This window comes from Pseudomonas sp. P1.31 (assembly GCF_001269815.1).
Classification (GTDB): Bacteria; Pseudomonadota; Gammaproteobacteria; order Pseudomonadales; family Pseudomonadaceae; genus Aquipseudomonas; species Aquipseudomonas rustica.
This window is the reverse complement of sequence record NZ_LHVN01000007.1, coordinates 370,402-384,257: the sequence shown is the minus strand read 5'-3', so window position 1 is coordinate 384,257 and position 13,856 is coordinate 370,402. Positions and strand designations below refer to the sequence as shown.

Here is a 13,856-nt window from a genome sequence, read left to right as displayed (position 1 = left end):
TTACAATCATAAGCAAGAGCAAAAGATCGCAGCCTCGTTTCACTCGACAGCTCCTACAGGGAAGCTATCAATCCGAAGAATCAGGTCGGCCATCAGGCCGTCATCGCTGGCAAGCCAGACTCCCACAGGTTCTTCACTGTTCTCAAAATTGTGCACGACCTTGTGGGAGCCAGCCTGCTGGCGATGAACGATGACGCGGTCGTCAGGTTTGTGGATCGACTCGATCCAGTGCGCGGTTTACTGCGAGTTCGGCGAGCATGATGATTTGCTGGATGGCCAGTGCCGTGCTGCGTTGCAAGCCGCCTAGCTCGGTTGCGAAGTTGCTGGCCATGGCGTTCGCTGAGGCCAACGATTCACAAGCGTGGGCGAGCAGGCTTTCGGTGTCGACGCTGGGGTGGACGAGGAACATCGTGCTCGGTTGTCGGGGTTTGGCGGGTTCAGGGCTGAGGTAGAAATCGAGGGCGCGTTTGATGGCTTCGCGGTTTTTTGCCAAGTCTTCGGCGCGGATGGCGGCTTCGAGTGGGGTGGTGGTTTCGGGGGGTGGATCTGGGATTAGTTTGTCCATCGAACAAGTCCTTTAAGTTTGCAGCCACTTGCTCCCGATCTCACTCGAAGAAGAGGTGGCAGCCATGTACGGAGTGAGATCACCGATAGAACCCCAAAACCGGCCGGACCGAAGTCCGCCCGCACATAGCCGCCATAAGGAATTGCTGACAGCGTTAGCTGGCCGCAATTATGGGGGCACTTGTCTGGGGATCCAAATCGGGTATCTCACCTCCCGGTCGCTGAATTGGCAGCGACAGGCAAAGACTAGAGAGCGCGCGTCCGACGGACAACCTGAAAACCTTGTGGGAAGGTTCTGCTATTTCTACACAAACCTAAACAGACTCTGATTCTTTGGTGATTGGACTGACCCCATCGCCAGCAGGCTGGCTCCCACAGTTTTGACCTGATGTATTCAGACAGAAATTGGTTGGGTGTCAGGCCGCCATCGCTGGCAAGCCAGGCTCCCACAGGGATTGAGTACATCTGCGGGTGATTGGTTGCTGTGAGGTTGTTATCGCGAGCAGGCTCACTCCTACAGTTGGATTGGGTACACCTGAAAGAAACAGGTCGGCTGGCAGTACGCCTTCGCGAGCAAGCTCAGCTCCTACGACAGCAAGATCAAAAGATCGCAGCCTGCGGCAGCTCCTACAAGGACAGAAGCCGAACGCGCCGCGCTCCTCACCACTCAATAGGCCGAGTGTCAGCTCGCCTGCTCTTGATCTTGATCCACAGGCCCCGTCGGCAGGCTGAGTGGAGGGATTTATCCGGGGGTGGGAGCGCAGCGACCGTTTGGCGCAGCCAAATGCATCGAGAGGAGGTGCAGCGAAGCAAACCGTAGGCGATGCGCCCGGATGGATCCCGGAGCGAAGGAACCCCGAGCCTTAGCGAGCGGGCCGAACGTTGGGGCAAAGCCTTTTGGGTTACCTTTTCGGCGTTTGGAAAAGGTGACCCGCCGTAAGGGCGGAACCCTAAGAAGCCGTTACCACAGCAACGGATATGTACCCGGTCAGCCAGAACATCGTTGCCTGATCCGGCGCCTTCGCGAGCAAGCTCGCTCCCACATTGGAACCCCATCACCCGGAAAATCGTAAGCAACAAAAAACCCGCAGACGATCTCTCATCTGCGGGTTTCTTGTAATAAGCGGCTATTAGAAATCTTCCAGCCGCCACACTTCATAAGCCGGTGTCTCGTAGGGATGACTAAGCTTCAAAGCCGCCACAACAGCAACAATCAACTCATCCACCACCACCAGCTCAACCTTCCATTCCTCAACCCGCCCAACCTGCCCCGCCTCACCAATGAACGGCTGACTCCCGTCCAAAGGTCGAAACTGGCCCAGACCAAGCACCTGCCAGGCACAGTGGTCATGGTCACCGATCCGCCCACCACCGGCAGCGAACACAGCCCCTTTGACCACCTCGACATGACTGTCAGGAACAAAAAACGCCAGCTTATACACAGGCCTTAGTTAACCCAGACGCGTGCATTACGGAACATACGCATCCAAGGTGCGTCCTCGTTCCAGTCCTCCGAACGCCACGAGTTCTGCACGGCACGGAACACTCGCTCCGGGTGCGGCATCATGATCGTCACACGGCCATCACGGCTGGTGAGACCGGTAATCCCGCGCGGCGAACCGTTCGGGTTAGCCGGATACTTCTCGGTGACCTTGCCATGGTTGTCGACGAAACGCATCGCCACGCAACCCGACAGATCGGCTTCCAGCAGTGCTTCTTCGCTGGAGAATTCAGCGTGACCTTCACCGTGAGCAATGGCGATCGGCATACGCGAACCGGCCATGCCCTGCAGGAAGATCGAGTTCGATTCCTGAATCTGCACCATCGCCACGCGCGCTTCGAACTGCTCGGAGCGGTTGCGCACGAAGTGCGGCCAGAACTCGCTCCCCGGAATCAGCTCGTGCAGGTTGGACATCATCTGGCAACCGTTGCACACGCCGAGGGTGAAGCTGTCGTTACGCTCGAAGAAACCCTGGAACGCATCGCGGGCACGGCTGTTGAACAGCGCCGACTTGGCCCAGCCTTCACCGGCGCCGAGCACGTCGCCGTAGGAGAAACCACCGCACGCCACCAGACCTTTGAACTCGTTCAGGTCGACACGGCCGGCGAGAATGTCGCTCATGTGCACGTCGATCGCGTTGAAACCAGCGCGGTCGAACGCTGCGGCCATTTCCACCTGACCGTTGACGCCCTGCTCACGCAGCACGGCAACCTGTGGGCGAATGCCTTTCTTGATGTAAGGCGCGGCGATGTCCTGGTTGACGTCGTAGCTGAGCTTGACGCTCAGGCCCGGGTTGTCCTCTTCAAGCAGCACGTCGAACTCTTGCTCGGCGCAGTCGGCGTTATCACGCAGACGCTGGATCTGGTAGCTGGTTTCAGCCCAGGTACGTTGCAGCAGACGACGCTGGCCTTCGAACACGGTGTCACCGTTGAAGGTGATGTTGATCTGGCCATTGTTGATCGGCTGACCGATCACCGACACGCAGTCGCCCAGACCGGCCGCGCTGAATTGCGCGAGGATGTCTGGCGTGGCGTCCTGACGAACCTGAATCACTGCACCCAGTTCTTCGTTGAACAGGATGGCGGCGATGTCGGCGGTGGTTTCTGCCAGACCGTCGAGGTTCAGGCTCAGACCGCAGTGGCCGGCGAAAGCCATTTCCACCACGGAGGTCAGCAGACCACCGTCGGAACGGTCGTGGTACGCCAGCAAGTGACCGTCGGCGTTGAGGCCCTGGATCACCGCGAAGAAGGCTTTCAGGTCTTCGGCGTCATCAACGTCCGGCGCGTGTTTGCCGAGCTTGCCGTGTGTCTGAGCAAGGATCGAAGCACCCATACGGTTCTGACCGCGACCGAGGTCGATCAGGATCAGGTCGGTGGTGCCCTTGTCCATGCGCAGTTCCGGGGTCAGGGTCTGACGGATGTCAGCCACTGGCGCGAAACCGGTCACGATCAGCGACATCGGCGAGGTCACGGTTTTTTCTTCGCCGTTATCGCTCCAACGGGTGGCCATGGACATCGAGTCCTTGCCCACCGGAATGGTGATGCCCAGCTCAGGGCACAGTTCCATACCGACCGCTTTCACGGTGTCGTACAGACGCGCGTCTTCGCCCGGGTGGCCGGCAGCGGACATCCAGTTCGCCGACAGTTTGATGTCGGAGATCTTGTTGATGCGCGACGCGGCAATGTTGGTCAGGGTTTCGCCGATGGCCATGCGGCCCGACGCCGGAGCGTCCAGCAGAGCCAGCGGAGTGCGCTCGCCCATTGCCATCGCTTCACCGGTGTAAACGTCGAAGCTGGTGGCGGTGACGGCAACGTCGGCCACCGGAACCTGCCACGGGCCGACCATTTGGTCACGGGCCACGAGGCCGGTGATGGTGCGGTCGCCGATGGTAATCAGGAAGCTCTTGCTCGCCACGGCCGGGTGATGCAGAACGCGTTCGATGGACTCGCTGATGTCGAGGTTCGACGGATCGAAGTCATCGCCCATTTCAGCTTCGCGAACCACCGAGCGGTGCATGCGCGGGGCCTTGCCCAGCAACACTTCCAGTGGCATGTCCACCGGGTTGTTGCCGAAGTGGCTGTCGGTCACGGTCAGTTGCGGTTCAGCAGTGGCTTCACCGACGACGGCAAACGGGCAGCGCTCGCGCTCGCAGATCGCCTGGAAGCGCGCGAAGTCTTCAGGGCCGACGGCCAGTACGTAACGTTCCTGGGATTCGTTGGACCAGATTTCGTGCGGGGCCATGCCCGGCTCGTCGTTGGGAATGTTGCGCAGTTCGAAACGGCCACCGCGGTCGCCGTCGTTGACCAGTTCCGGGAAGGCGTTGGACAGACCGCCCGCGCCGACGTCGTGGATGAAGCTGATCGGGTTCTTGTCACCCAGTTGCCAGCAACGGTCGATGACTTCCTGGCAGCGACGCTCCATTTCAGGGTTTTCACGCTGCACGGAAGCGAAGTCGAGATCCGCCGAGCTGGTGCCAGTGGCCATCGAGGAAGCCGCGCCGCCACCCAGACCGATCAACATCGCCGGGCCGCCGAGCACGATCAGCTTGGAGCCAACGACGATCTCGCCTTTCTTGACGTGTTCTTCGCGGATGTTGCCCATGCCGCCGGCCAACATGATCGGCTTGTGGTAACCACGAACTTCGTCACCATGCGGGGTGGTGATCGACTGTTCAAAGGTACGGAAGTAGCCAGTCAGGGCCGGACGACCGAATTCGTTGTTGAACGCGGCGCCGCCGAGCGGGCCTTCGATCATGATGTCCAGGGCGGTAACGATGCGCTCAGGCTTGCCGTACGGCACTTCCCACGGCTGTTCGAAGCCCGGGATTTGCAGGTTCGATACGGTGAAACCGGTCAGGCCAGCCTTTGGCTTGGCGCCACGGCCGGTTGCACCTTCGTCACGGATTTCGCCGCCGGAACCGGTCGATGCACCCGGGAACGGAGCAATCGCGGTCGGGTGGTTGTGGGTTTCAACCTTCATCAGGATGTGCACCGGCTCCTGCACCGCGCCGTACTGGCGGGTCTCAGGGTTCGGGAAGAAACGGCCGGCGACGTTGCCGACGATCACCGAGGCGTTGTCCTTATAAGCCGACAGAACGCCTTCGCTGTGCATCACGTAGGTGTTCTTGATCATGCCGAACAGGCTTTTTTCCTGGTTCTCACCATCGATATCCCAACTGGCGTTGAAGATCTTGTGACGGCAGTGTTCGGAGTTGGCCTGAGCGAACATCATCAATTCGATGTCGTGCGGGTTGCGCTTCAAGCCGTTGAAGGCGTCGACCAGATAGTCGATTTCGTCTTCAGCCAGGGCCAGGCCCAGCTCGGTGTTGGCTTTTTCCAGAGCAGCGCGACCGCCACCGAGGATGTCGATCGCGGTCAGCGGCTTCGGTTCGGCGTGGCTGAACAGACCGGCGGCCTGTTCGAGGTTGGCCAGCACGATTTGCGTCATGCGGTCATGCAACACGTCGGCAATCTGCTGGGCTTCGGCGTCGCTGAACTGACCGGCAACGTAGAAGGCGATACCGCGCTCCAGACGCTGGATCTTGCTCAGGCCGCAGTTGCGGGCGATGTCGCTGGCCTTGCTCGACCATGGCGAGATGGTGCCGAAACGCGGCAACACCAGAAACAGACGACCGGTCGGCTCTTGTACCGGAACGCTTGGGCCGTACTTCAGAAGGCGCGCTAGCACCTGCTGTTCGTCGCCGGTCAGGACGCCGGTGACTTCGGCGAAGTGAGCGAATTCAGCATACAGGCCACTGACAGCTGGAACCTTCTGGCTCAGTTGCTCAAGGAGTTTGCTGTGGCGAAAGGCAGAAAGGGCAGGAGCGCCGCGCAGGATCAACATCTTCGGGACAGCCTCGGGAAGGGGTGTGCTTTGAGGCCGTGCATTCTAGCCTAAACCGCCCTCAACATCACCCGAAACGCTACGCACGGTTGCACTCGGGTATCAATCTGTGTTTCCGACTCCGGAGTCAGGTAAATCAGCGATTTGAGACCTGCTTATTTTTACTGTAACAAAAACCCGCGAAGCCCCGTGCCTGCTGGGTTTCGTGCGGTTTTGTGACGGCCAACAGAGTCATCCTGCACTGTCGAGATATGGCGCCAGTGGCCGTTTGCGTATACTGCGCACATGTTTTTCCCAACGGCTTTGCGTCCGCGGTACGCCAAATGGCTGATCGCAACCGGACTCTTCCTGATGCTCAGTGGCTGTGTTGATAAACCCAACACGCTGGAGCGCATAAAGGAGGATGGTGTGCTGCGCGTGATTACACGCAACAGCCCCGCCACCTACTTTCAGGATCGCAGCGGTGAAACCGGCTTCGAATACGAGCTGGTGAAGCGTTTCGCCGACGATTTGGGGGTCGAGCTGAAGATCGAGACCGCTGACAACCTCGACGACCTTTTCAATCAGATCGGCAAACCCAACGGCCCGGTACTCGCCGCCGCCGGTCTGGTCAGCAGCGAGCATCGCAAGCAACAGGTGCGTTTCTCCCACTCTTATTTAGAAGTCACCCCGCAGATCATTTATCGCAACGGCCAGTCGCGCCCTACCGACGCCGGCGATCTGGTCGGCAAGAAGATCATGGTGCTCAAGGGCAGCACCCACGCCGAGCAACTGGCGGAGCTGAAAAAGAAATTCCCCGGCATTGAATACGAAGAATCCGACGCGGTTGAAGTGGTCGATCTGCTGCGCATGGTCGATGAAGGCCAGATCGACCTGACCCTCGTCGATTCCAACGAAGTGGCGATGAACCAGGTGTACTTCACCAACATCCGCGTCGCCTTCGACCTTGGCGATGCCAGCAACCAGAGCTGGGCCGTGGCGCCAGGCGAAGACAACAGCCTGCTCAACGAGATCAACGCGTATCTGGACAAGGTGCAAAAGAATGGCACCCTGCAACGCTTGAAAGATCGCTACTACGGCCACGTTGACGTACTCGGTTACATGGGCGCGACCACCTTCGCCCAGCACTTGCAGCAACGCCTGCCGAAGTACGAACAGCACTTCAAGAATTACGCGAAGAAAGAGAAAGTCGACTGGCGCCTGCTGGCGGCGATCGGTTATCAGGAATCGCTGTGGCAGCCGACCGTCACCTCGAAAACCGGTGTGCGCGGGCTGATGATGCTGACGCAGAACACCGCGCAGGCGATGGGCGTGTCGAACCGACTTGATCCGAAGCAGAGCATCATGGGCGGCGCCAAGTACCTGGCTTATATGAAGGATCAGCTCGACGATTCGATCAAGGAACCGGATCGCACTTGGTTCGCCCTCGCGGCGTACAACGTCGGCAGCGGCCACCTCGATGACGCGCGCAAACTGACCGCCAAAGAAGGTTTGAATCCGGACAAGTGGCTGGACGTGAAGAAGATCCTGCCGCGTCTGGCGCAGAAACAGTGGTACAGCAAAACCCGTTACGGCTATGCCCGGGGCGGCGAACCGGTGCATTTTGTGGCGAACATTCGTCGTTATTACGACATTCTGACCTGGGTGACGCAGCCGCAGCTTGAGGGTGATCAAGTGGCTGAGGGCAATCTGCATGTGCCTGGCATCGACAAGTCAAAACCCGCTCAAGAACCTGCCCCGCTTTAAAAGCAAAAGATCGCAGCCTTCGGCAGCTCCTACAGAGTTATGTGTACACCTGTAGGAGCTGCCGAAGGCTGCGATCTTTTGATCTTAGCCCTTGAGAGCAGCAGCCAGAATCAGCGCTTTCATCTCGGACACAGCGGACTTGAAGCCCACGAACAACGCATGCGCCACCAGCGCATGGCCGATGTTCAGCTCGTTAATCCCTTTGATCGCCGCCACCGCCTCAACGTTGTGGTAATGCAGGCCATGGCCGGCATTGACGATTAAACCCTGCGCCAAACCAAACGCCACGCCATCCGCAACGCGCTTCAGTTCTTCAGCCACTTCCGTCGGGGTTTCAGCATCGGCATAACGCCCGGTGTGCAGCTCGATCGCCGGTGCGCCAACGCGCTTCGACGCCGCAATCTGCCGCTCATCAGCATCGATGAACAGCGACACTTCGCTGCCAATCTTCGACAGACGCTCAACCGCAGCCTTGATCCGTTCTTCCTGCCCCGCCACATCCAGACCACCTTCAGTGGTCAACTCCTGACGGGTTTCCGGCACCAGGCAGATGTGCGCCGGACGAATGCGCTCAGCGAACGCCATCATTTCTTCGGTGATGCCCATTTCGAAGTTCATGCGGGTTTGCAGCACATCCTTGAGCAGCAGTACGTCGCGCTCCTGAATGTGCCGGCGGTCTTCACGCAGGTGAACAGTGATGCCATCAGCGCCCGCCTCTTCCGCGTCCAGCGCAGCCTTGACCGGATCCGGGTAGCGCGTACCACGGGCCTGACGCAGGGTGGCGACGTGGTCGATGTTCACGCCAAGAAGAATGCGATTGCTGGTGGTCACGGGTGCGCGCTCCTGAAGAAAAAGATTCGGCGCACAGCATACACGGGGCTAGGGTTTGCGAAACAGCTCGCGACTGACGAGAGGACGGCCGCCCAAGTGGACGGCGAGGGCTTGGCGCATCAGGCGCTTGGCTGCGGAGAGTGCGCCCGGTGCAGTCCAGTCGGCTTCGGCCATGGCCAGTAATTCGACGCCGTTGAACAATCCCGGTTGCAGCAGGAAGACCCGCTCCAGGCCGGCATCGACTTGCAGGCGATAGAGACCGTCCTCGGCAATCGGCTCGCCGTGGATATCGGTGTTCAGCGAGAAACCGTAGCCAAGATCGTCGAGCAAGCGCCATTCGAATGAGCGCAGCAGCGGCTCCAGCGGACGGCCCTCAGCCAATGCCAGCAAGGTCGCGGCGTAGTGATCGAATACACCGGGGTGTGGATCCTCAGCAGGGAGCAAACGGATCAGCAGTTCATTGAGATAGAGACCGCTGAACAGCGCCTCACCGTTGAGCCACGCCGAAGTGCCGGCACTTTCCATGCGCCCGACATTCTTCAACTCACCCTTGCCGCGAAACTCGACTTCCAGCGACACGAACGGCCGGGCCAACGTCCCGGCCTTGCCCCGCGCACTGCGCAACACCGCCCGCAGCCGACCTTGCGGCGTGAGGAAATCCACCAAGGCACTGGTTTCGCGATAGGCGCGAGAGTGCAGGACGTAGGCGGGTTGGGCGGGAGGTGGGTTTGAGGACATGGAACTCTCATGGGAAAAGCGCGATTTTATATTCACCCCAAAACCACTGTGGGAGCGAGCTTGCTCGCGAATTCGGTGTGACAGTCAACATCGATGCTGAATGTTACATCCTCTTCGCGAGCAAGCTCGCTCCCACAGGTTTCTTCGGTGTTGCGACAACCGCGTGTTTACAGGTCGCCGTAACCCAGCGAACGCAGTGCACGCTCGTCGTCGGACCAGCCGCCCTTCACCTTCACCCACAGGTTGAGCATGATCTTGGAGTCGAACAGCAGCTCCATGTCCTTGCGCGCTTCGGTGCCGATGCGTTTGATGCGCTCGCCCTTGTCGCCAATGATGATCTTCTTCTGACCGTCACGCTCAACGAGGATCAAGGCGTGGATATGCAGGGTTTTGCCCTGCTGCTTGAACTCTTCGATCTCGACGGTGATCTGGTAAGGCAGCTCGGCGCCCATCTGGCGCATGATTTTCTCGCGCACCAGTTCGGCTGCGAGGAAACGGCTGCTGCGGTCGGTGATCTGGTCTTCCGGGAAGAAGTGATCGTTCTCCGGCAGGTGATCGGCGATGACTTTTTCCAGCGCGTCGAGGTTGTGCCCGTGCTGTGCGGAAATCGGAATGATCTGCGCGTTCGGCAGTTGTTCCTGCAACCAGCTCAGGTGCGGCATCAGCTCGGCTTTGTCTTCGATGCGATCGGTCTTGTTCAGCGCGACGATCAGCGGGCCGGTCACGTACTGCACGCGCTCCAGCACCATCTGGTCTTCATCGGTCCACTTGGTGCGGTCAACGACGAAGATCACCACGTCGACGTCTTTCAACGCGGCCGAAGCGGTTTTGTTCATGTAACGGTTCAGGGCCTTTTCGCCACCCTTGTGCATGCCCGGGGTGTCGACGTAGATCGCTTGCACGTCACCCTCGGTTTTGATCCCGAGCATGTTGTGGCGAGTGGTCTGCGGCTTGCGCGAAGTGATCGCGAGCTTCTGGCCGAGGATGTGGTTGAGCAGCGTCGACTTACCGACGTTGGGACGGCCGACGATGGCAACATAGCCACAGCGAGTTGCGTTTGTATCAGTCATTGCCATTCTCCACGCCCAGGGCAATCAGTGCTGCAGCGGCCGCTACCTGTTCGGCAATACGACGGCTGACACCCTGACCTCGGCTTTTTTCGTTCAGTAAGACAACTTCGCACTCGACGAAGAAGGTTCGGCAGTGCGGCTCGCCCTGGATATCCACCACTTCATAGCGTGGCAGATCGCAACCGCGCGATTGCAAGTGTTCCTGCAGGCGGGTTTTCGGATCTTTGTTGGTGTCGACCAGGGTCAGACCTTCGAACTCGCCAGCGAGCCAGGCCAGGACGCGTTCGCGCGCCATGTCCATACCGGCATCGAGGTAGATCGCGCCGATCAAGGCTTCGAGGGCATCGGCCAGAATCGATTCGCGACGGAAACCGCCGCTCTTCAGTTCACCGGAACCCAGTCGCAAGTAGTCGCCAAGGTCGAAACCGCGCGCCAGTACGGCCAGCGTCTCACCTTTTACCAGACGTGCGCGCAAACGCGACAATTGGCCTTCGCGGGCCAGCGGGAAGCGATCGAACAGCGCCTCGCCAGCGACGAAGTTGAGGATGGCATCGCCGAGGAATTCCAGGCGTTCGTTGTTGCGCCCGGCAAAACTGCGGTGCGTGAGGGCCAGCAGCATCAGCTCCTGATCCTTGAAGGTGTAACCGAGCTGTCGCTCGAGACGGCTTAATGAGGCGCTCACGGTTTACCCACGCTGTGTTCAAAGCTGGATTCCACCGCCATCGCCGGGGTACGGCGCGGGCCTGGGACAATTAACGCTGTGTTCAAAAATTACATCCTGAATATCGTTGGCTTCATGCCCCGGAGCCGATTGTGTCGACGCCAGAAATGCATTCGGCGCTGTGTTCAACAGCGCCGTGTGTGATTACTTGATCAGGCCAACCCGCGAGAAATTCGGCAGGTGACTGAGTTTCGGTTCCGGCCAGCTCATCCAGACCGCGAAGGCCTTGCCGACGATATTCTGGTCGGGAACCATGCCCAGCAGATCCTTGGGAATCTTTGGATCATCCCAGTAGCGACTGTCGTTCGAGTTGTCGCGGTTGTCGCCCATCATGAAGTAGTGCCCGGCAGGCACTGTCCACGAACGATCCGGGGTGGCGCGGTAGCGGCTCATTTCCTTGCGGATCAGGTGCTCGGCAGCGCCGAGTTTTTCCTTATAGAGCTCGGCACTGCCCAGGGTGCCCGGCTCGGAGCCGATCATCTGCTCGGCAATCGACTCGCCGTTGACGAACAAATGCTTATCAGCGGTGTAGCGAATCGTGTCGCCCGGCAGACCAACTACACGCTTGATGTAGTTGACGTTCGGGTCGCTCGGGTAGCGGAACACCATGACATCGCCACGCTGTGGGTCACCGACTTCGATGATTTTCTTGTCGATCACCGGCAGGCGGATCCCGTAAGAAAACTTGTTCACCAGAATGAAGTCGCCGACGTCCAGGGTTGGCTTCATCGAACCGGACGGGATCTGGAACGGTTCCACGAGGAACGAACGCAGCACCAGCACGATGAACAACACCGGGAAGAACGACTTGCCATATTCAACCAGCAGCGGCTCTTTGTTGAGTTTCTCGACCACCACGACATCTGGCTGACCGACACTGCCCTGATAAGAGGCAATGGCGGCACGCCGACGCGGTGCAAGGATCAACAGATCAAGCAACGCCAACAGGCCGCAGACGAACACGGCGATGACCAGCAACAGCGGGAAATTTAGTGACATAGGACCTAACTATCCAACCTGAGCACTGCAAGGAAGGCTTCTTGTGGAATTTCCACGTTGCCGACCTGCTTCATGCGTTTTTTACCGGCCTTCTGCTTTTCAAGCAGTTTTTTCTTACGGCTAACGTCACCGCCGTAGCACTTGGCCAATACGTTCTTTCTGAGCGCCTTGACGGTTGTCCGTGCCACGATCTGACCGCCAATGGCGGCCTGGATCGCCACGTCGAACATCTGACGAGGAATCAGTTCTTTCATCTTCTCGGTCAACTGGCGACCTTTGTAGTGCGAGTTGTCACGGTGCACGATCAGCGCCAGAGCGTCGACCTTGTCGCCGTTGATCAGCACGTCCAGCTTCACCAGATTAGCCGATTGGTAACGATCGAAATGGTAATCCAGCGAAGCATAGCCGCGGCTGGTGGATTTGAGACGGTCGAAGAAGTCGAGTACCACTTCGTTCATCGGCAAGTCGTAAGTGACCTGCACCTGATTGCCGAGGAACAGCATGTCGACTTGAACGCCACGCTTCTCGATGCACAGGGTGATGACGTTACCCAAGTGCTCCTGCGGCACCAGGATATTGGCGCGCACGATTGGCTCACGCATGTCTTCGATCGACGACACATCCGGAAGCTTGGATGGGTTGTCGACGTAAATTGTTTCACCGGTCTTCAAAACCAGTTCGAAAATTACCGTCGGCGCGGTGGTGATCAGATCCAGGTCGTACTCGCGCTCGAGGCGCTCCTGGATGATTTCCATGTGCAGCATGCCGAGGAAACCGCAACGGAAGCCGAAGCCCAGTGCGTCGGAGCTTTCCGGGGTGTATTGCAGCGACGAGTCGTTGAGGGTCAGCTTCTGCAACGCTTCGCGGAAATCCTCGAAGTCGTCGGAGCTGACCGGGAACAGACCGGCGTAAACCTGCGGCTGGATGCGTTTGAAGCCAGGCAGCACTTCAACGTCCGGGGTCGAACTCAGGGTCAGGGTGTCACCGACCGGTGCACCGTGAATGTCTTTGATGCTGGCGATGATAAAGCCCACTTCGCCGGCCTTCAGGTCAGCAGTAGCGGTGTGCTTCGGGTTGAACACGCCAACGCTGTCGACCAGATGGATCTTGCCAGTGGACTTGACGAGGATCTTGTCGCCCTTCTTCACGCGGCCATGACGCACGCGCACCAGGGAAACAACGCCCAGGTAGTTGTCGAACCAGGAGTCGATGATCAACGCTTGCAGCGGATCTTCGATGTTGCCGGTCGGCGCAGGAATGGTGTGCACCAGACGCTCGAGCACTTCGTCGACACCCAGACCGGTTTTGGCGCTGCAGGTGACGGCGTCGGTGGCATCGATGCCGATGATCTTCTCGATTTCGTCTTTGACGCGATCAGGATCAGCCTGTGGCAGGTCGATCTTGTTCAATACCGGCATGACCTCAAGGCCCTGCTCGATGGCGGTGTAGCAGTTGGCCACGGACTGGGCTTCAACGCCTTGACCGGCGTCGACCACCAGCAGTGCACCTTCACACGCGGCCAGGGAACGGCTGACTTCGTAGGTGAAGTCGACGTGGCCCGGGGTGTCAATGAAGTTCAGCTGGTACTTGATACCGTCTTTGGCGGTGTAGTACAGGGTGACGCTGTGGGCCTTGATGGTGATCCCGCGTTCACGTTCCAGATCCATGGAATCCAGCACCTGGGCTTCCATTTCACGCTCGGCCAGGCCGCCGCACATCTGGATGAAGCGATCGGCCAGCGTCGACTTGCCATGGTCAATGTGGGCGATGATGGAGAAATTGCGGATATGACTCAAATCACTCACGGATCAACACTCAAAAAGGCTGCAGGCATAGCCCGCCG

At 59.0% G+C, this 13,856-nt stretch carries 10 protein-coding genes; 1 reads left to right on the top strand and 9 read right to left on the bottom strand.

Annotation, left to right across the window (positions count from 1 at the left end):
• Positions 1–202: 202 nt before the first annotated feature.
• From AD669_RS04970 to purL, 3 genes are all read right to left on the bottom strand, one after another.
• Positions 203–565: a DUF6124 family protein gene (locus tag AD669_RS04970; RefSeq protein ID WP_053117409.1), complete on the bottom strand. Its 363-nt coding sequence runs from the start codon at positions 563–565 to the stop codon at positions 203–205.
• Positions 566–1,694: 1,129 nt separating this feature from the next.
• Positions 1,695–2,006, bottom strand: coding sequence for a YqfO family protein (locus AD669_RS04965; protein WP_053117406.1), 312 nt, complete (start codon positions 2,004–2,006; stop codon positions 1,695–1,697).
• A 5-nt stretch (positions 2,007–2,011) separates the two neighbouring features.
• Positions 2,012–5,908, bottom strand: coding sequence for a phosphoribosylformylglycinamidine synthase (gene purL, locus AD669_RS04960; protein ID WP_053117403.1), 3,897 nt, complete (start codon positions 5,906–5,908; stop codon positions 2,012–2,014).
• Between the two features lie 285 nt (positions 5,909–6,193).
• On the opposite strand from purL, the gene mltF reads away from it, so the two are divergent.
• Positions 6,194–7,654: a membrane-bound lytic murein transglycosylase MltF gene (mltF, locus tag AD669_RS04955; RefSeq protein WP_082341386.1), complete on the top strand. Its 1,461-nt coding sequence runs from the start codon at positions 6,194–6,196 to the stop codon at positions 7,652–7,654.
• A gap of 84 nt (positions 7,655–7,738) precedes the next feature.
• Here mltF and pdxJ read toward each other — a convergent pair whose 3' ends face one another.
• From pdxJ to lepA, 6 genes are all read right to left on the bottom strand, one after another.
• Entirely contained in the window at positions 7,739–8,485 is a 747-nt protein-coding gene (gene pdxJ, locus AD669_RS04950) for a pyridoxine 5'-phosphate synthase (RefSeq protein WP_053117400.1), read from the bottom strand.
• A gap of 48 nt (positions 8,486–8,533) precedes the next feature.
• Positions 8,534–9,223: a DNA repair protein RecO gene (recO, locus tag AD669_RS04945; protein WP_053117398.1), complete on the bottom strand. Its 690-nt coding sequence runs from the start codon at positions 9,221–9,223 to the stop codon at positions 8,534–8,536.
• Between the two features lie 167 nt (positions 9,224–9,390).
• Positions 9,391–10,293 (bottom strand): GTPase Era, encoded by a 903-nt coding sequence (gene era / locus AD669_RS04940; RefSeq protein ID WP_007909024.1) that lies wholly within the window; start codon positions 10,291–10,293, stop codon positions 9,391–9,393.
• The gene (gene rnc, locus AD669_RS04935; RefSeq protein WP_053117395.1) at positions 10,286–10,975 is read right to left on the bottom strand and encodes a ribonuclease III; all 690 of its coding nucleotides are present in this window, start codon (positions 10,973–10,975) and stop codon (positions 10,286–10,288) included. Before rnc ends, era begins: the two co-directional genes overlap by 8 nt.
• A 183-nt stretch (positions 10,976–11,158) precedes the next feature.
• Entirely contained in the window at positions 11,159–12,013 is an 855-nt protein-coding gene (lepB, locus tag AD669_RS04930; RefSeq protein WP_053117392.1) for a signal peptidase I, read from the bottom strand.
• Positions 12,014–12,018: 5 nt separating this feature from the next.
• The gene (lepA, locus tag AD669_RS04925; RefSeq protein WP_016986097.1) at positions 12,019–13,818 is read right to left on the bottom strand and encodes a translation elongation factor 4; all 1,800 of its coding nucleotides are present in this window, start codon (positions 13,816–13,818) and stop codon (positions 12,019–12,021) included.
• Positions 13,819–13,856: the final 38 nt, after the last annotated feature.